The sequence below is a fragment of the Gordonia sp. NPDC003429 genome (assembly GCF_053588575.1).
The window spans coordinates 1-17,152 of sequence record NZ_JBSFQF010000013.1 but is presented as its reverse complement, the minus strand read 5'-3'; the positions used below and the strand labels follow the sequence as shown (position 1 = coordinate 17,152).

At 67.8% G+C, this 17,152-nt stretch carries 16 protein-coding genes; 2 read left to right on the top strand and 14 right to left on the bottom strand.

What is annotated here, in order from left to right:
• Positions 1-52: 52 nt before the first annotated feature.
• Complete coding sequence (locus ACWDSI_RS15490; RefSeq protein ID WP_449757078.1) at positions 53-1,741, bottom strand: DUF222 domain-containing protein; 1,689 nt, start codon at positions 1,739-1,741, stop codon at positions 53-55.
• A gap of 130 nt (positions 1,742-1,871) precedes the next feature.
• Here ACWDSI_RS15490 and ACWDSI_RS15485 point away from each other — a divergent pair, with 130 nt between their 5' ends.
• Positions 1,872-2,666, top strand: coding sequence for a MerR family transcriptional regulator (locus tag ACWDSI_RS15485; RefSeq protein WP_449757077.1), 795 nt, complete (start codon positions 1,872-1,874; stop codon positions 2,664-2,666).
• Positions 2,667-2,713: 47 nt separating this feature from the next.
• On the opposite strand, the gene ACWDSI_RS15480 is transcribed toward ACWDSI_RS15485, so the two are convergent.
• Positions 2,714-3,838 carry an acyl-CoA dehydrogenase family protein gene (locus ACWDSI_RS15480; protein WP_449757076.1) on the bottom strand — a complete coding sequence of 375 codons (1,125 nt, stop codon included), beginning with the start codon at positions 3,836-3,838 and terminating at the stop codon, positions 2,714-2,716.
• A gap of 48 nt (positions 3,839-3,886) precedes the next feature.
• Entirely contained in the window at positions 3,887-5,059 is a 1,173-nt protein-coding gene (locus tag ACWDSI_RS15475; RefSeq protein WP_449748142.1) for an acyl-CoA dehydrogenase family protein, read from the bottom strand.
• 137 nt (positions 5,060-5,196) lie between these two features.
• Here ACWDSI_RS15475 and ACWDSI_RS15470 point away from each other — a divergent pair, with 137 nt between their 5' ends.
• Positions 5,197-6,639 (top strand): amidase, encoded by a 1,443-nt coding sequence (locus ACWDSI_RS15470; RefSeq protein WP_449757075.1) that lies wholly within the window; start codon positions 5,197-5,199, stop codon positions 6,637-6,639.
• 154 nt (positions 6,640-6,793) lie between these two features.
• Here ACWDSI_RS15470 and ACWDSI_RS15465 read toward each other — a convergent pair whose 3' ends face one another.
• From ACWDSI_RS15465 to ACWDSI_RS15415, 11 genes are all read right to left on the bottom strand, one after another.
• A complete protein-coding gene (locus ACWDSI_RS15465; protein ID WP_449757074.1) occupies positions 6,794-8,428 on the bottom strand; it encodes a solute symporter family protein in 1,635 nt (544 codons plus the stop codon).
• On the bottom strand, positions 8,425-8,781 hold the full coding sequence (locus ACWDSI_RS15460) for a DUF485 domain-containing protein (protein ID WP_449748135.1): 357 nt from the start codon (positions 8,779-8,781) through the stop codon (positions 8,425-8,427). The genes ACWDSI_RS15465 and ACWDSI_RS15460 overlap by 4 nt, the downstream gene beginning before the upstream one ends.
• Before the next feature lie 195 nt (positions 8,782-8,976).
• Positions 8,977-10,722 carry a sodium/solute symporter gene (locus tag ACWDSI_RS15455; protein WP_449748134.1) on the bottom strand — a complete coding sequence of 582 codons (1,746 nt, stop codon included), beginning with the start codon at positions 10,720-10,722 and terminating at the stop codon, positions 8,977-8,979.
• On the bottom strand, positions 10,719-11,057 hold the full coding sequence (locus ACWDSI_RS15450) for a hypothetical protein (RefSeq protein ID WP_449748133.1): 339 nt from the start codon (positions 11,055-11,057) through the stop codon (positions 10,719-10,721). Before ACWDSI_RS15450 ends, ACWDSI_RS15455 begins: the two co-directional genes overlap by 4 nt.
• A 59-nt stretch (positions 11,058-11,116) precedes the next feature.
• A complete protein-coding gene (locus ACWDSI_RS15445) occupies positions 11,117-11,890 on the bottom strand; it encodes a LytR/AlgR family response regulator transcription factor (protein ID WP_449757073.1) in 774 nt (257 codons plus the stop codon).
• Positions 11,887-13,122: a sensor histidine kinase gene (locus tag ACWDSI_RS15440; RefSeq protein WP_449757072.1), complete on the bottom strand. Its 1,236-nt coding sequence runs from the start codon at positions 13,120-13,122 to the stop codon at positions 11,887-11,889. The genes ACWDSI_RS15445 and ACWDSI_RS15440 overlap by 4 nt, the downstream gene beginning before the upstream one ends.
• Positions 13,123-13,209: 87 nt before the next feature.
• Positions 13,210-14,778, bottom strand: coding sequence for a polyamine aminopropyltransferase (locus ACWDSI_RS15435; RefSeq protein WP_449757071.1), 1,569 nt, complete (start codon positions 14,776-14,778; stop codon positions 13,210-13,212).
• On the bottom strand, positions 14,775-15,206 hold the full coding sequence (locus tag ACWDSI_RS15430; protein WP_449757070.1) for a DUF350 domain-containing protein: 432 nt from the start codon (positions 15,204-15,206) through the stop codon (positions 14,775-14,777). Before ACWDSI_RS15430 ends, ACWDSI_RS15435 begins: the two co-directional genes overlap by 4 nt.
• A 49-nt stretch (positions 15,207-15,255) precedes the next feature.
• A complete protein-coding gene (locus ACWDSI_RS15425; RefSeq protein ID WP_449757069.1) occupies positions 15,256-15,780 on the bottom strand; it encodes a DUF4247 domain-containing protein in 525 nt (174 codons plus the stop codon).
• Entirely contained in the window at positions 15,777-16,304 is a 528-nt protein-coding gene (locus ACWDSI_RS15420) for a DUF2617 family protein (RefSeq protein ID WP_449757068.1), read from the bottom strand. The genes ACWDSI_RS15425 and ACWDSI_RS15420 overlap by 4 nt, the downstream gene beginning before the upstream one ends.
• Entirely contained in the window at positions 16,301-16,936 is a 636-nt protein-coding gene (locus tag ACWDSI_RS15415; RefSeq protein ID WP_449757067.1) for a DUF4178 domain-containing protein, read from the bottom strand. Before ACWDSI_RS15415 ends, ACWDSI_RS15420 begins: the two co-directional genes overlap by 4 nt.
• Positions 16,937-17,152 lie beyond the last annotated feature (216 nt).

Here is a 17,152-nt window from a genome sequence, read left to right as displayed (position 1 = left end):
GCACCCTAGCGCGCCGACGCTGCCAGTCCGAGGTTCTCGCGCAACCTCTGAGCTATCCGGTGTGGTGGAGTCGGACGATGTCGGTTCCGTCGGGGGTGTGGGTGTAGGTGACGTGGCTGTGAGTGGAGATGTGTGCGATCAGTTGGTGGTAGAGCATCGATTCCAGGGTGGATTCGATGTCGGATTCGATGTCGGATTCGTGTGCGGGTGTGAACTCGTCGGGTAGGCCCTCGTCGGGCGTGGTGGGTGGATCGTCTGGTGGCGAATGCTGCTCGGGGCGTGGGCCGTGGATGTCGGCGCGGACGGCATCGAGTGTGTCGGCGAAGACGGTGCCGATGTCGGGGTGGCGGTTGATGTGTTCGGGGTTGGGGGGCATGCCGGGGTGGGTGTTGAGTTGCCAGGCCACGCGGCCGGTGTCGGGGCCGTCGTCGATGATGCGGGTGGTGTATTGGCCGGGGTTGGGGCCGACCATGGGATTGTGTTTGGGGCAGGCCGGTTTCAGGGAGTCGATGTCGGTGAGTCCGCCGTTGGCCCAGTCGTTGCGGGCGTGATGGATTTCCACGCGGGTGGCCGGTTGGGTGCAGTCGGGTGCCGAACACATCTCGCCGCCGTCGGAGGCGAACGATGCCAATCGTTGTCCCAGGGAGGCGAGTCGACGTGACCGTCCGAAATACAGTGGCACCGCGGTGTGGTCGGCGAACACGGCCAGATATTGCTGTGAGCGGGCGGCCATGGTGATGACGTCGGAGATCGGGAGCACCGCCCCGGAAGCAGTGGTACCCAGTCCGGCGTGGCGGCGGAGGTCTTTCTCGTCGATCTTGATGATCACGTGCGCGGGCAGTCCCCGGTGACTCTTGCCGAGCGTCCCCTCGGCGAGCACGGCCCTCAGCAGGGCGTGGAGCGCGTCGTGGTTGCGTTGTGCCTGCGACCGGTTGTCGCGGCCTGCGGCGTCGGCGAGTTGGCGGGGGTCGGCATCCCCGACGGGTCCTCGTGGCGATGCGTCGTCGTCGGGATTGTTCAGTCCGGGTTTGCCCCACGCGTCGAGGACCACGTCGAACATGGCTCGGGTCTGCGGGTCGAGGTGACCGTTGAGTTTCGACATCAACTGGGTGTCTTGACGGTTGAGCCACAGATTGCGGCGGCGGGCGCGGTCGGTGTCGTCGGTGAGTTGACCGTCGGGATCGAGATGGGCCAACAATCGTGCCCCGACCTGCCCGAGTTCGGGTGGACTCAAAGTGCCCGCATAGTGGCTCATCGTCTGCTCGGCGGCCACCCGCACATCGTGGGGTGTGGCGGCGGGGATCTTGTCGAGGACGTCGAGCACCACCAGAGCGTGGGACATCCCGGCGCTGCCGTCGGCGCACTTCTCGGCCAACGTCGGACACGACGGTGCCAACAGTTGCCCGGTGGCCGAATGAAATCGGGCGGTGTGTTCGAGGAGCCGTTTGCGGCGAACCGGTTCGGTGATCCGCAGCGCGTGGGAAAAGAACGCGATCACACTGCGAAATCCGCGTCGGCGGGGAATATCACGATCAGAGATCTCCACCAACGCCCGGCTGCCCACCGCCGGCACCCGATGATGGGCACGTTCGAGTTCGGTGGCCGCGGAGACGAGTTCGTCATCACTCCACGACGACACATCGGCGGCCGCGATCTCATCAAGCACCGCATGCAACCGGGCAATGACCTCCGGTGCCGCCGACACCTCTGCTGTTGCCGAAACCTCCGGTGCCGCCGACATGAACCTCACCCCCAACCCGTCGCATCGAACGTATGTTCTACGATAACACACCCCGGCGACAGGCGACACTGTCACTTCACCGTCAGCGACGATTGACTCTGCCGTAACGTCAACCGGCAGAGTGGTGCTCATGACGGAGAATGAGGGGCAGGCCACGGACCTGTCGATCAATGCGGCGACGGAGTGGCCGATCCGAGACCTTGCCAAGGCGACGGGGCTCACCAGTCGAACGCTCCGGCACTACGAGCAGATCGGCCTTCTTCTCCCGTCTCGGGTCGCAAGCAACGGATACCGCTTCTACGGAGACGCCGAGATCTCACGGCTCTATCGAATCCTGTCGCTGCGCGCGCTCGAACTTCCCCTCGCCACAATCCAACTCGCGCTCGATGACGAGATCTCTCTCATTGACGCCATCGAAGCTCATCTCGCGCTCCTCACCGAGCGCCGAGACAGAACCAACGAACAGATCGACGTCGTCCAACAGACGCTCGACACGATAAAGAAGGGCCGATCCATGTCCATCGACGAAGTCTTCGCCGGCGTCGACCAGAGTCAGTACGAGACCGAAGTACGTACCCGCTGGGGTGACGAGGCCTGGGAACGCGGCGCCGAGCGACGCGCCGCGATGACCGACGAACAGCGGAAGGCCGACGACAAAGAGAGCCTCGACGTCAACGCGGCTTTGCGGACCGCGGCCGAGGGCGGCGAGGACCCGAACGGCGCGCGCTTTCAACGCTTGGTCGCCGACCATCATCGGTGGGTTACCGCGCATTGGGGAGGAAGGGAACCCGACCACGAGGCCTACACCGGGCTCGCCGAACTGTATGTGGCCGATCCGAGGTTCGCCGCAGCCTATGGGGGTGCGGACAACGCCGAGATCATTTGCGAGGCAATCCGGATCTGGGCTGGAGCCAACCTCGAATGACGGGATGATCCCACCACAAGCGTCGACAACGTCCTGACCGACACCGGCTAGCCGACGCTCACCATCTCGTAGTCGCCGACCTTCTCCGCGAGCGCTGCGAGGTGCTCGTTCGCATCACCGAGGAGATGACCGGTCGCGGTGAGTCGCGCGGTGTAGTGGCCCACCGGATACTCGTCGGTCATGCCGATGCCGCCGTGCATCTGGATCGATTCCTGCCCGATGTGGCGTCCCGACCGGCAGATCTGCAGCTTGGCGCGACTGTAGACGGTCGGGTCGGTGATGTCGTCGGCCAGCGACGCGGTGGCGTACAGGCTCAGGCTGCGGGCGAGTTCGAGGGAGACGAACATGTCGGCGGCCCGCTGGGTGAGTGTCTGGAACTTCGACAACGTGACGCCGAACTGCTTGCGCGACTTGAGGTATTCGGTGGTGAGCTCCAGCGAACGCTCCATCGCGCCCACCGCCTCCGCGCACAGCGCGGTCTGGGTGAAGATCTCCGCATAGCCGATCGCCTCGGACTGGTCGCCCGAACCGAGATCGATGGCGGGCGCATCGGCGAAGGTGATCTGCGCGCCGCGTCGCCCGTCGTAGGTGGTGAACCCGGTGACGGTGACACCGGATGCGTCGGCGTCGGCCAGGAAGAGGCCGACGGTGCCGTCGTCGCGGCGTGCGCTCACCACGATCTTCTGCGCCGAATCACCAGCGATCACAGGGTATTTGACGCCGTTGAGGGTGACGCCTTCGCTGGCGCCGGTGGCGGTGGTGCTCACTGCCGCGGCCGGCCAGCGGTCGTCGGTCTCGGTGTGGGCGAAGGCGAGCAGCAGTCGGCCCTCGGCCACCTCGGTGAGCAGTTGCACGCGGCGGTCGCCGGAGGCGACGCGATCGATCACCACGCCGGGCAGCAACGCGCCGAACAGCAGGGGTTCGGGTGCCAGACTGCGACCCACCTCACCCATCACCGCGGCCACCTCGACGGGGCCCGCGCCGAACCCGCCCGCGTCCTCGCCGAACGGCAGCCCGAGAATGCCGATCTCGGCCAGCGATGCCCACACCGAGGGCTGCCAGCCCGCTTCGCTCGCGGCGACCGCACGCAGCTTTTCCACGTCGTAGGACTTGAAGACGTCGCGCGCGGTGTCACGCAACAGTGATTGCTCTTCGGAGAGCTCGAAATCCATGGGATGACTCCAGATTCGGGTGGCCTGCCGGCCGTTGGTGAGTGGGGGCTACAGGCCGAGGATCGACGACGAGATGATGGTGCGCTGCACCTCCGACGAGCCGCCGTAAATGGTGACCTTGCGGTAGTTGAGGTACTCGGGCGCGCTCAGCTGAGCCCATTCGGGTGTCCCCACTTCCGGTGCGCGCACGGCCAGGCCGCGCGCTCCCGCGATGTCGGCGATGAGTTCGGTGACAGACTGCTGCAGCTCGCTGCCGCGCAGTTTGACCAGCGAGGAGACCGGGTTGGCCTTGCCCTCGGCCGACGACGACACCACCCGCAGCTGGGTCAGTTCGAGGGCGAGCAACTCGTTCTCCATCTCGGCGATGCGGGCCGCGATGAGCGGGTCGTCGAGCAGGGTGCCACGCGAGGTGGGGGTCTGGCGGGCCAGCTCCTTCGCCTTGGCGATGTGGGTCTTGGTCCAGCCGACCCGCGCGATGCCGGTGCGCTCGTTGCCGAGCAGGAACTTGGCGTAGGTCCAGCCCGCGTTCTCCTCGCCGACGAGATTCTCGGCGGGCACGCGCACGTTGTTGAAGAACACCTCGTTGACCTCGACGCCACCGTCGATCAGCTTGATCGGCCGCAGTTCGATGCCCTCGGTCTTCATGTCGATGAGCAGGAAGCTGATGCCGGCCTGCCGCTTGGGGGCATCCGGGTTGGTGCGCACCAGGCAGAAGATCCAGTCGGCGTACTGGCCGAGGGTGGTCCAGGTCTTCTGCCCGTTGACCACGTAATGGTCGCCGTCGCGAACGGCGCGGGTCTTAAGCGAGGCCAGGTCCGAGCCCGCCTCGGGCTCGGAGAACCCCTGACACCACCAGATGTCGAGGTTGGCGGTGGCGGGCAGAAAACGTTCCTTGAGTTCCTGCGATCCGAACGTCGCGATCACCGGGCCCACCATGTTGACGTTGAAGGTCAGCGGGTCGAGCACATGGTTGAGACTGAGCTGGTCGTGGTAGATGTTGCGCTGGATCGGCGTCCAGTCCTTGCCGCCCCATTCCACCGGCCACCCCGGCGTCGCGAGTCCCTCGGCGTTGAGGATTCGCTGTGTGGTGATGAGGTCGTCGGGCAGGACCGCCGTGCCCGACGCGACACGCTCCCGGATGTCCTCGGGAATCTTCGTGGTGAAGAAGGAACGAAGTTCCTCACGGAACTCGAGCTCATCTGAATCGAACTTCAAGTGCATGTACTAGTCATACCCGGTGAAGCGGTTTGCGCGAAAGCCCAGAGTCGAAATCATGCCTCGGATCGGCGTGTTCAGTCGGCGACTCAGCTCGCCGATGACGTGATGCGGATGCGGCCCACCCGCTAGGCTCTGCCCGCATGAGACACGTACACGCGTTTCGCGACGACGCGCTCGGCGAGCGTGACGGTGTCGGCGTGGCGGCCGCGATCGCGTCGGGGGAGATCTCCGCGCGCGAGGCGGTCGAGGCCGCGCTCGACCGGATCGATGCCGTCGATCCGGTGCTCAACGCGGTCGCCGTCGACGACAGGGAGCGCGCCCGTAAACGTGCGGTCGACGACGTGTTCCCGGGCGGCTCGTTCGCCGGGGTGCCCGCCATCATCAAGAACAACACGCTGTTCGCTGGTCTGCCGACCCGGCAGGGATCGGCCGCGGTGCCCGCAACCCCCGCGCAGAACAACGAACCGTTCACCGATCAACTGCTGTCCACCGGTGTCAACCTGGTCGGGGCATCCACTCTGCCGGCGTTCGGGCTCACCGCGACAACGGAATTCGTCGACCGCGAACCCACCCGCAATCCCTGGGACACCGACTACTCGTGCGGTGCGTCGTCGGGCGGTTCGGCCGCGCTGGTGGCCGCCGGTGCGCTGCCGGTCGCACACGCCAACGACGGCGGGGGGTCGATCCGTATCCCGGCCGCCGCGTGCGGGCTGGTGGGGCTCAAGCCGAGCCGCGGGCGAGTGGAAGCGTCACCGGAGGGCCGGGCCATGCCCATCGACCTGATCTCCAACGGCATCGTCAGCCGCTCGGTGCGCGACACCGCCCAGTTCCTCGCCGACGCCGAGCGTTACGCACCCGCGGCGTCGTTGCCGCCCGTCGGGTTGGTGGAGGGGCCCGGCGCCCGGCGGCTGCGCATCGCGATGCTCACCGAGCCGCTGACCGGGCAATTGCTCGACGACGACACCCACCACGGCGTCGCCGCAATCGCCGACCTCGCGCACGACCTCGGGCACCGTCCCGAATTCATCCCGATGCCCGTCGATCGCAGCTACGTCGACCAGTTCACCCAGTACTGGGCGATGCTGGCCTTCGCGATCGACCACTTCGGAAAACGTAGCTTCGGCAAGGGATTCGACCGGTCGGCGCTCGACCCGTTCACCCGCGGCCTGTCGCGGAAGTATCTGCGCAGGTTCTGGCGCACACCGTCGGTGATCCGCGGGCTCAACAAATCCACCGCCCAATTCCGCGAGGTCTTCACGCGGTTCGACGTAGTGCTCAGCCCGACGCTCGCGCACATCACACCCCGCATCGGATACCTCGACCCCGCAGGAGATTTCGACGAGATCTTCGATCGTCTCGTGCGCTACATCGCCTTCACCCCGGCGAACAACACGTCGGGCACGCCGGGCATCAGTCTGCCACTGGCCCACACCGCCAGCGGGCTGCCGGTGGGTATCCACTTCTGCGCCGACCTCGGCAACGAACGCACCCTGCTCGAGCTGGCCTTCGAACTCGAAGCCGCACAACCATTCCGCCGCATACAGGACGGTGTCACCGACGACGGGGCCGCGGCCCGAAAGTAGGGGAAGGTAATCGTTCCCCTGGTTCTGCGACCTTCCGCTGGCTACAACTGTGGGACGATCACGAAAGTAGGGGAAGACGAATCTTCCCCTACTTTCGACGATGCCTGCACGCGCGGCCGCGAGCGCACTCCCGCAGCCCCCGCCGCACGACCGCCTAGTGCACGACGGCCTTCTCGGCGCCGATGCCGGTCAGTGAGCGAACCTCCATCTCCGCGTTGCGTTCGGGGGTGCCGCGATCCGACGGGTTGCTCAGTGTGCCGATGATGCCCAGCGCGAAGGCCAGCGGGATCGACACGATGCCGGGATTCTCCAGCGGGAACCACGCGAAGTCGGCGCCCGGAACCATCGAGGTGGCCTTGCCGGACACAGCGGGGGAGAACACGATCAGGATGAGTGTGGACGCCAGGCCGCCGTAAATACTCCACAGCGCACCGCGGGTGTTGAACCGCTTCCAGTACAGCGAGTACAGGATGGTGGGCAGGTTGGCGGCCGCGGCGATCGCAAAGGCCAGCGCCACCAGGAACGCCACGTTCTGCCCGTTGGCCAGGATGCCGAGCACGATGCCCATCACGCCGAGCGTCACCGCCGCATACCGCGACACGCGCACCTGGTCGGCGTCACTTGCCTTGCCGCGCTTGATCACACTGGCATAGATGTCGTGCGCGAACGACGCCGACGCGGTGATGGTGAGACCGGCGACCACCGCGAGGATGGTCGCGAACGCCACCGCCGAGATGACGCCGAGCAACACCACGCCGCCGAGTTCGAAGGCCAGCAGCGGTGCCGCCGCGTTTTCCTTGCCCGCCGCGGCGAGAATACGGTCGGGGCCGACGATGGCGGCCGCGCCGTAGCCGAGGATCAGGGTGAACAGATAGAAGGCGCCGATCAGGCCGATCGCCCAGACCACGGAGCGTCGGGCCTCCTTGGCGGTGGGCACGGTGTAGAAGCGCATCAGCACGTGCGGCAGACCCGCGGTGCCCAGCACGAGGGCAATCGCCAGCGAGATGAAGTTGATCTGTGACTGCAACGTCCCGCCGTACTTGGCGCCCGGCGCGAGAACATCACGGGCGGCGACCTTTTCGTTCGACGAGCCGGAGATCGCGTGCTGCGCCGAGCCGAGGATGTCGGAGAAGTTCATGCCGAAACGGCCCAGCACCATCACGGTCATGAACGCGGCACCCGCGATCAGCAGGATCGCCTTGATGATCTGCACCCAGGTGGTGCCCTTCATGCCGCCCACCAGCACGTACACGATCATCAGCGCGCCGACCACGGCGATGACGATCGACTGTCCGGTACGGGATTTGACGTCGAGCAGCAGTGCCACCAGCCCGCCTGCGCCGGCCATCTGCGCGAGCAGGTAGAACAGCGACACCGTCAGCGTCGAGATGGCTGCGGCCAGCCGCACCGGCCGCTGCTTGAGTCGGAAGCTCAGCACGTCGGCCATGGTGAATTTGCCGGTGTTGCGCAGCAATTCGGCCACCAGCAGCAGCGCGACGAGCCACGCCACCAGGAAGCCGATCGAGTAGAGGAAGCCGTCGTACCCGTAGACGGCGATGGCGCCGGCGATGCCGAGGAAGCTGGCCGCCGACAGGTAGTCGCCTGCGATGGCGATGCCGTTCTGCGGGCCGGAAAATGCGCGGCCACCGGTGAAATAGTCTGCGGCGGTGGAGTTGTTGCGGCTGGCCTTGATCACCACGAACAGGGTGATGGCCACGAATCCGACGAAGATGGCGATGTTGGCGACCGGATTGCCGACGGCGGCCGATGCGGCGAGGTGCAGGGTCATCGGATCGTCTCGCTTTCCATCTCCGAGCGGAGTACGGCGGCCTTGGGATCGAGTTCACGGTTGGCGAACGCCACGTACATGCCCGTGATCACGAAGGTGGTGACGAACTGCAGCAGGCCCAGAATGAGGCCGACGTTGATGTTGCCCCACACCGGTGTGGCCATGAAGTCGTGGGCGAACGCACCGAGCGCCACGTAGAGGCCGTACCAGATCAGGAAGAAGGCGGTCATCGGGAAGACGAAACGACGGTGGGTGCGGCGCAGTTCCTGGAATCGGGGGCTGCGCTGGATCTCGATGAACTGCTCACCCGTCGGCGATGGCGCCTCGGGTGGCGATTGGTCGGTGGTGGACACGGGTTCCTCCGAAGGATCGGTGTGATGGGTCTACCCGCTGAGCATCCGATGCGACGTGGATCACACACAATGGGGTGTCCTGGGTCACACGACGAAGCCGTCCGAGTGTGCGGTAGACGGTCGATGTGGTCCGACGAGCGGTCGGCGGGTTAAGCACCCAGCCGCGGGCCTACGGGTTCGATCCGCGACGCCGGTCTACCCGCGCGGCACCCGCTCCACACCCATCCCGAGACGCTCGGGTACGTGCATCCGGGCGAAGATGCGCGAGAGGTCGGCGGGGCGCCTGCTCCGGGTCGCCAGGCTGACCAGCATCATCGTCGCGAAGGCCAGCGGTACCGTCAGCGCGGCCGGGTAGCCGATGAGCACCGCTGCCCAGCCACCGGCCACGTTGTTGTCCACCACGCCCGCGATCGCCAGCGACGCGGCCGTCCCCGACGACGCGCCGCCGACGAGCAGTCCGGCGATCGCACCCGCCGGTGTCAGCCCGCGCCACCAGATGCCCAGGATCAGCAGCGGGCACAGCGTCGACGCGGCCACCGCGAACACCAGCCCCACCGTTCGCGACAGTTCCAGGCTCGACGCGGCCAGCGAGAGCCCGATGGCCGCGACCCCGCCGATCACGGCGGCCAGCCGGAAATCGCGCACCCGGCCGGGCAGCACGTCGGTGGCCAGCGCCCCGGCGACACTGACCAGCAGTCCCGACGACGTCGCCAGGAACGCCGCGATGGCACCCGCGGCCACCAGCGCGGCCAGTAGTTCACCCACCACGCCGCCGACCGCCGCGCTCGGCAGCAGCAGCACGGCGGCGTCGGCGGTGCCGGTGATGAGCAGTTGCGGCACGTAGAGCCGCGCGAACACGCCCAGCAGCAGCGGAAACAGATAGAACAGCGCGAGCAGCGCGATCACGGCCAGCGCGGTCCGTCGCGCCGACCGGCCGTCGGGGTTGGTGTAGAAGCGCACCAGCACGTGCGGCAGACCCATCGCGCCCAGAAAGGTGGCCACGATCAGCGAGTACACCGCGAACAGCGGATGCGGCCCGCCGAATCCACCTCCCGAGGCGATCCATTTCTCGCCCGTCGACGGCGCTCCGGCGACCACCGGCGTGGCCGCGCCGGCGTCGAGGTGGATCGTGCTGCCCGCGGCCAGCACGTGTTCGCCGGGCGCCTCGATGCGCGCGCCTGTCACGTCGCGTCCGTCGAGTCGGCCGCTGACGGTGATCCCCGCCGTCTCCGACACCGTCACCACCGTGTCGGTGGTGACGTCCACCGTGGTGGCCGTGGTGACCCGCGGCGGCACCGGGTCGCCCATCGGGTGCCGGTCGGCGGCGAACACCACCACCAGGGCGAGTGCGGGCACCGCGATCGCGGTCAGTTTGAGCCAGTACTGAAAGGCCTGCACAAAGGTGATCGAACGCATCCCGCCGCCCACCACGTTGACCACCACGATCGCGCCGACCGCCAGCGCACCCACCCACACCGGCACGCCGAGCAGGATGTTGAGGGTCAGGCCCGCCCCCTGGAATTGCGGGATCAGGTAGAGCAGGCACACCACCACCACGACGAGCATCGCGGTGAGCCGGGCGGTGCGCGAGCCGAGGCGGAACTCCGCGAAGTCGGGCACGGTGTAGGCGCCCGACCGGCGCAGCGGCGCGGCCACGAACATCAGGAGCCCCAGATACCCGGCGGTGAATCCCACCGGATACCACAGGGCGTCGGCACCGTACTTCGCCACCAGTCCGGCAACACCGAGAAACGATGCCGCGGAGAGGTATTCACCGGAGATCGCGGTCGCGTTCCAGCGGGCACCCACGGTGCGGGAGGCCACCAGGAAGTCGGAGGTGGTGCGTGACGCGCGGCCGCCGTAGGCGCCGACGGCCACGGTCGCCACCGCCGCGGCCACCAGGGCCAGCACGGTGAGCAGTTGTGCCCCCGTCGTGGTCATCGGCTGCCGGATTCCGGGTGAGCGTCGGGTTCGTCGTCGACGACACCCATGAAGTCGCGTTCGGCCTGCTCGGCCAGTCGGATGTAGAGCCGGCCGGTCAGATAGAGCACCGGATACAGCAGCAGTCCGAGCACGATCCAGTTGAGCCGGACGCCCAGCACGGTGACCTCGCCGAGATCCGGAAAGACGATGCCCAGCAACGGAATCGCGACGATCAGCAGGGTCAGCGCGGCACCGAGGCGCAGCGCCAGACCCAACTGCGCCCGCATCAGGCCCCGCACCAGCGCGTCGCCCACCTCTGTTTGCTCCTGCACCTCCACGCGCGTGCGCACCATGCGCGCACCCCGCCGTTGCGCGAGCACCACCCGCTCCCGCCGCGGCGGTGGCTGCCCGGTCACGACTCACCGCCGGCCGTCGGTGACTTGTAGGTGCGCAACGGATCGCGGATGAGCCGGTCCTTGAGTTCGCGTGCCTGGCGACGACTCACCGGCAGTTCCACCGCCTGCGACGACCCGTTGGCCCGCACGCACACCACCGTCGCCGACCCGGTGTTGCGGATACCGCTCACCATCGGCAGCGCCACCAGATAGGAGCGATGCACCCGCGCGAAACCCTTGTCACGCCAGCGTGATTCGAGTGACGACAGCGGGATGCGCACCAGGTGCGCGCCGGAGTGTGCGTGCAGCCGCGCGTAATCGCCGACCGCCTCCACCCACGAAATGGTGTCGCGCGGCACCAGGGAGGTCACCCCGGCCATCTCGACGGGGATCACGTCGTCGCTCTCCTCGGGTTCGGTCGGCGACGGCTGCGCGGCGAGCACCCGGGCGACGGCCTGGCCGAGACGTTCCTCGCGCAGCGGTTTGAGGAGGTAGTCCACCGCGCCGACGTCGAAGGCGTCCACCGCGCGGTCGTCGTGGGCGGTGACGAAGACGATGGCGGGCGGGTCGGCGTATCTGGTCAGCACGTCGGCCAGCTCGATGCCGGAAAGGCCGGGCATGTTGATGTCGAGGAAGATCGCGTTGATGCGGTGCAGGTTGAGTTCGCGCAGCGCCGCGGTCGAATCGCCGGCCCGGTAGACCTCGCCCACCTCCGACTGGCGGCCCAGCAGGTACGCGAGTTCGTCGAGGGCGGGCGCCTCGTCGTCGACGGCGAGCACGGTGATGGTCATGGTCGGTGTGCCTCCTCTGACACCTGCGCCCGGATGCCGGTGCGGAACTTGGGAACCCGCATACCCACCTTGGTGCCCGCACCCACACCCGTCTCGACCACCAGACCGTAGTCGTTGCCGAACGCGGCGCGCAGCCGGTGGTCCACATTGGTCAGGCCGACGCGCGCGCCGTCGGTCTCGCGGGCGGTCGAAGCCGGGTCGAGGGCGTCGATGTCGCCGGAACGCAGCAGTTCGGGGTCCATGCCCACCCCGTCGTCCTCGACGGTGATCACGCAGTCGGTGCCCTCGTCGCGGGCGATGATGGAGATGGTGCCGCCGCCCTTGCCGGCCAGCCCGTGACGCACGGCGTTCTCCACCAGCGGCTGCAACGCCAGGAAGGGCACCACCACGCCGAGCACCTCCGGCGACACCTGCAACCGGACGTCGAGGGCGGTGCCGAAGCGCGCGCGCTCGAGGGTGAGGTAGCGGTCGATGTTGCGCAGCTCGTCGGCGAGCAGGGTGTACTCGCCGGCCGCGCGGAACGAATAGCGGGTGAAGTCGGCGAAGTCGAGGATCAGTTCCCGCGCCCGGTCGGGGTCGGTGCGCACGAAGGAGGCGATGGTGTTGAGCGCGTTGTAGATGAAGTGCGGGCTGATCTGCGCGCGCAGCGCCAGCACCTCGGCGCGGTCGAGGCGGGCGCGCGAGGCGTCGAGGTCGGCGAGTTCGATCTGACTCGACACATACCGCGCCACCTCCGCGATCGCGCCGAGCATGCCGGGGCCCGGTCGGGTGGTGGTGGCCGCCACCAGCACGCCGACACCGTTCTCGTCAGCGATCAGGGGTTGCGCGATGAGCGCCCGGATCGGGGCGTCGGTGCCCACCGGGTCGGCGACGAGGACGCGGCGCAGCCCGGTGGCCGCGGTCTGTGCCGCGGTGTCGGCCACGGCGAGCAGTTGGTCGTCCCAGAGCTGCGGATCGCCGTCGTGGGCCAGCAATGCCGGCCGGTCGTCGTAGAGGGCCACCGCCTCGGCGGCGGTCAACGTGCGCAGCGGCGGCAGCGCGTCGCGGGCCGATTGCGCCGACAGCCCGTTGCGCAGCGAGCGCGCGGCCAGCGACGCGGTGTGCAGCGCGGAATGCACCGCCCGCTCGGTGGGGGTTGCCACCACCCGCCGGGTACGGACCAGCACGACGGCGGCGGCTACGGCGAGCGCGGCGAGAACCGCGAGCACCGTGATCGTCACACCACTAGACATCGCGCAGGCCGCCGTTCATGCGCTCAATGGTGCCCGGCCACGATGTCGTGCAGGCCGCATTCGATGATCTCGCTGCCCGTGTCCGGGTCAGTACCCCAGCCATTCGCCCTGGCTGTAGCGCAGAATGCGGGGGTCCATCAGCGTCGACGGTGTCATGTCGATCGGACCGCGGTCGAGCGGGAACACCCCCGCCGCAGTCAGTTCGGCCGGGCTCAGGAAGCGCAGCGGCCCAGGCGGATCGAGACGCAGTGGGGGAGCGGTGTGCGGAGCGGCGAGGAAGAATCCCCAGTCGCCGAAGGAGGGCACGTCGACGTGGTAGGGCGTGATGGCCAGGCCCGCCGATCGCAGCGTCGCCCCGATACACCAGAACGATTTGGGTGCGAAATACGGTGATCCGGCCTGCACCACGATGGGCCCGCCCGGCGCCAGGTGGGCGGCGACGAGCGAATAGAACTCGGTCGAATACAGCTTCGCGGTGGCCGACTCGTCGGGATCGGGCATGTCGACGATGATCGTGTCGAAGGTGCGGTCGGCTCGGCGCAGCCAGCCGAACGCGTCGGCGTTGACGATGTGGGCGCGCGGATCGTTCATGGACCCCCTGTTGAGCCTCACGAGCCGGGAGTCGTTGCGCGCCAGGCGAATCATCTCGGGGTCGAGTTCCACCAGCGTGGGATCGACGTCCGGGTAGCGCAGCACCTCGCGAAGCGCCAGGCCGTCGCCGCCGCCGAGGATGAGCGTCGACCGGCGCGGTGCGGTGGCCAGCACCGGATGAACCAGCGACTCGTGGTAGCGGTACTCGTCGATCGAGGCGAACTGCAGGTCGCCGTTGAGGTAGAGCCGGGTGTCGGGGCCGTTCGGGGTGCGCCGTTCGGTGATGACGATGTCCTGGTAGTGGGTGCGTTCAGCGGTGACGATCGGGTCGCGGAACAGGGCCTGCCGCGCGGTCACCTCGAAACGGTCGGCGTAGACGAATGCGGCCACCAGCGTGCCCACCACGGCGATCGTCACTCCGGCCAGGGCTGCCAAAGCACGGCGATTCAACGACTTTCCGAACACGACGAACACCAAGAAGCAGCCGGCGGCGGCGTTGACCAGTCCCACCACGATCGCGCCGCGGAGCTGACCGAACACGGGGAGCAACACGAACGGGAAGCACAGTCCGCCGACCAGCGCGCCGATGTAGTCGGCGGCGAAGAGGTCGGCCACCGCCGACCCCGCCTCCTGCTGTCGGATGCGCTGCAGCAGCACCATGAGCAGCGGGATCTCCGCCCCGATCAGGAGCCCGAGCACAAAGGCGACCACCACCAGCGCCTGCGTGTAGAGAGCCAGATAGGCGAACGCCGCGTACAACGCGAGCACCGAGAGTCCGCCGAGCAGTGCGAGCGCCGATTCGATGGCGGCGAAGGCGATGACGGGCCGGTTCTGCAGCGGTTTGGCGGCCAGCGCGCCGATGCCCATCGCGAACACCATCACCGCCAGCACGATCGACGCCTGCGTGGCGGTGTTGCCGATCAGAAACGAGCCCAGTGACACCAGCGCGAGCTCATAGACCAGTCCGCAAGCGGCGCAGACGAAGACCACCCCGAGCAGCCCCACGCGGGCGAGCCGGGAGTGGGTCGGGGTGGCCGCGGGCGCGGTGAGCTCGCCGGTGGTCACAGAATGGATGCGGCGACGATGAACGCGATCGCCACGTGGGAGATGCCGTGCACCCACACCGCGGGATGGCTCTCGGGTGAGATCACCAGATCGCCGAGTTTGCCGGGGGTGAACAGGTCGACGACGAAGAACGTCACGCACATCACCACCAGTCCGATGAGGGTGTAGATCAACGTGTACGTGAGTCCCACCGCGAGCCGCCCCTCGCTGGCCACGATCGCCGCGGTGACGATCACCGCAACCGCGATCAGGTTGGCGCCCAACAGGATTCCGGCGTTGCGGTTCCGGTCGGCCCAGAGTTGATGTCGCAGATTTCCCGGGGTGAGTGCATCGATCACCGCGAAGGAGATCAGCATGAGGAACACGCCGACACCGGCGTAGGCGGCGGCATAGTAGGCGTTGGTGACGAGGGCGTCGACCGAGATCATGTGCACGCTCCGGTGTTTGGTGGGTCGGGGATGGTCGCAACAGGTGGTCTCATTTGCCGGTACCGCTTCCGCCGCCGCGGTTCGAGCTGCCCGACCCCGAGAAGTCGGGTGTGGGAACCCAAAAGCCGCCGACGTAGTGGTGATAGTGGTTGTATCCACTGGTGTAATCCCGGCTGACCATGACGCGTGTCTTGTCGGCCGCGTACGGGAAAAGTCCGATGAGGTAGCCGGGGTACTGCAGGAATTCGGTGCCCGCCTCGTTGCCGGCCGCGTTGTCGCCGGCGCGCTGGTCGGTCGGCTGCGCGACCGAGGAGATCTGGGTGGCCACCACGCTGGGCGAGCCATCTGCGATGTAGGCGTCCACATCGGACTCGTCGAGGGCGGTGTCGCGTTGATAGTGCGATGTCACGTACGCGCGGGCATCGCCGTCGGCGCCGCCACGGATGGCGTTCACACCACACGACCCGACGATGGCCAGCGTCGCGACCACCACGATGACGGCGATGAGGATGTTGCGGGTTCGCCGGAGCCCGCGCGTGGGATCCTGCTCGCCGGGCGGCGGGTATGCGCTCACCGACGCACCGCCGGGGCCTCCGGGTCGAGGTGGCTCGAGGTCAGCACCACTTCACCGGCCTGCGGATAGGTGTGCCAGGTGCGCCAGGAGACACCGTCGTCGTCGGCGTCGGCGATCACCGCGGTCACCGCGAGCGGATTGCCGGGGAATCGGCCCAGCAGCGCGGGCAACCCTGCGTCGGTGTGCGCGGCCACCTGCGCGGTCACCTGGCCGACGACGCGCGCGATCTCGTCCTCGTCGAGCGTCTGGATTCGGGATGTGAACACGTAGCCGCGCGATTGGTACGACTGCGGCAGCGCCGACGGGGTTCCGGGCAGGCAGGCGACCGTCTCGCAGAGGTCGTGTCCGCAGTCGGTGAGGATCACCTGATGGCTGGCCCCGAGCAGCCGGATGGACAACGACACGGCGCCGAACCGGTGGTCGGCGACGGCGAGTGGTGTGCGCGGGGCCGCCGACAAGGAGAAACCGAGCTGACCGGCGCGGGTGTCGACGAAGGCCACGTCGAGGTCGGCGTGTGCCCTCATCGCTGTTCGGGTGCGGGATTGGACGGGAAGATGCGGTACTCGGCGTGGCCGAGCACTTCGCCGCGCGCGCACTCCCAGGAGCCACCGAAGTCCTCGAAGGACAAGCGCTCGTCGCCCGCCGCGTAGTCCTGGTAGCGCATCCGTCCGGTGCGAGCGAGGCCGGTGGTGCCCGCGGAGGTGAAGTTCGCCGACCCCGCCTCGTCGGAGAAGTAGCGACGGCCGTCGAGGTCGATGGTCGGGGGTCCGGGGATCACGGTGACGCCCTGCAACTCCTGCCAGAGCACCACCTCGAGGTCGGGATCGTCCTCGACGGAGATCCACGCCTTGCGGCCCAGGCCGGTGTCGAGGAAGTTCTCAGTCCAGGTGAAACCGTCCTGGGTGAGCCGCAGGATCCCGCGAACGGCGAAGGTCTCCCCGCGGATCTCGATCAGATCGCTGGGTTTGAGGGCGCGGGGGTTGCCTCGGACGGCGTCGTCGTCGGCGCTGGAGAAGGGATCGCCGGGGCGGTAGGTGCGGTTGCGCAGCGCGTCTGCCTCGGCCTGACGCAGCCGCCGCTGGCCGAGCACGTTGAAGATCACGACGACCGCGATGATGAGCAGCAGCGCGATGACGATGATCAGCAGAATCTCCACGAACCCGACACTAGCCGCTACACCTGGCCGGAGGGGACGGGCTGTCTTCGCCCCGAATGACGTCTCGTGAAGTGCCCGCCCGGGGCGTCGGCGGGCGGGGTGTCGCGGGGGAAGGGTGCTGCTAGTGTCGCGTGTCGTTAATTAGTTTATGGTTCGTGGTTTGAGAGAATTGGCTATGGCGAATTCTGCGGCCCCGGCTCTTGGCCTGCGTGATGG

Coding starts and splice junctions, on each gene's coding strand:
- ACWDSI_RS15490 (WP_449757078.1), bottom strand. CDS start 1,741: ATGTCGGCGGCACCGGAGGTTTCGGCAACAGCAGAGGTGTCGGCGGCA.
- ACWDSI_RS15485 (WP_449757077.1), top strand. CDS start 1,872: ATGACGGAGAATGAGGGGCAGGCCACGGACCTGTCGATCAATGCGGCG.
- ACWDSI_RS15480 (WP_449757076.1), bottom strand. CDS start 3,838: ATGGATTTCGAGCTCTCCGAAGAGCAATCACTGTTGCGTGACACCGCG.
- ACWDSI_RS15475 (WP_449748142.1), bottom strand. CDS start 5,059: ATGCACTTGAAGTTCGATTCAGATGAGCTCGAGTTCCGTGAGGAACTT.
- ACWDSI_RS15470 (WP_449757075.1), top strand. CDS start 5,197: ATGAGACACGTACACGCGTTTCGCGACGACGCGCTCGGCGAGCGTGAC.
- ACWDSI_RS15465 (WP_449757074.1), bottom strand. CDS start 8,428: ATGACCCTGCACCTCGCCGCATCGGCCGCCGTCGGCAATCCGGTCGCC.
- ACWDSI_RS15455 (WP_449748134.1), bottom strand. CDS start 10,722: ATGACCACGACGGGGGCACAACTGCTCACCGTGCTGGCCCTGGTGGCC.
- ACWDSI_RS15450 (WP_449748133.1), bottom strand. CDS start 11,057: ATGGTGCGCACGCGCGTGGAGGTGCAGGAGCAAACAGAGGTGGGCGAC.
- ACWDSI_RS15445 (WP_449757073.1), bottom strand. CDS start 11,890: ATGACCATCACCGTGCTCGCCGTCGACGACGAGGCGCCCGCCCTCGAC.
- ACWDSI_RS15440 (WP_449757072.1), bottom strand. CDS start 13,122: ATGTCTAGTGGTGTGACGATCACGGTGCTCGCGGTTCTCGCCGCGCTC.
- ACWDSI_RS15430 (WP_449757070.1), bottom strand. CDS start 15,206: ATGATCTCGGTCGACGCCCTCGTCACCAACGCCTACTATGCCGCCGCC.
- ACWDSI_RS15420 (WP_449757068.1), bottom strand. CDS start 16,304: ATGAGGGCACACGCCGACCTCGACGTGGCCTTCGTCGACACCCGCGCC.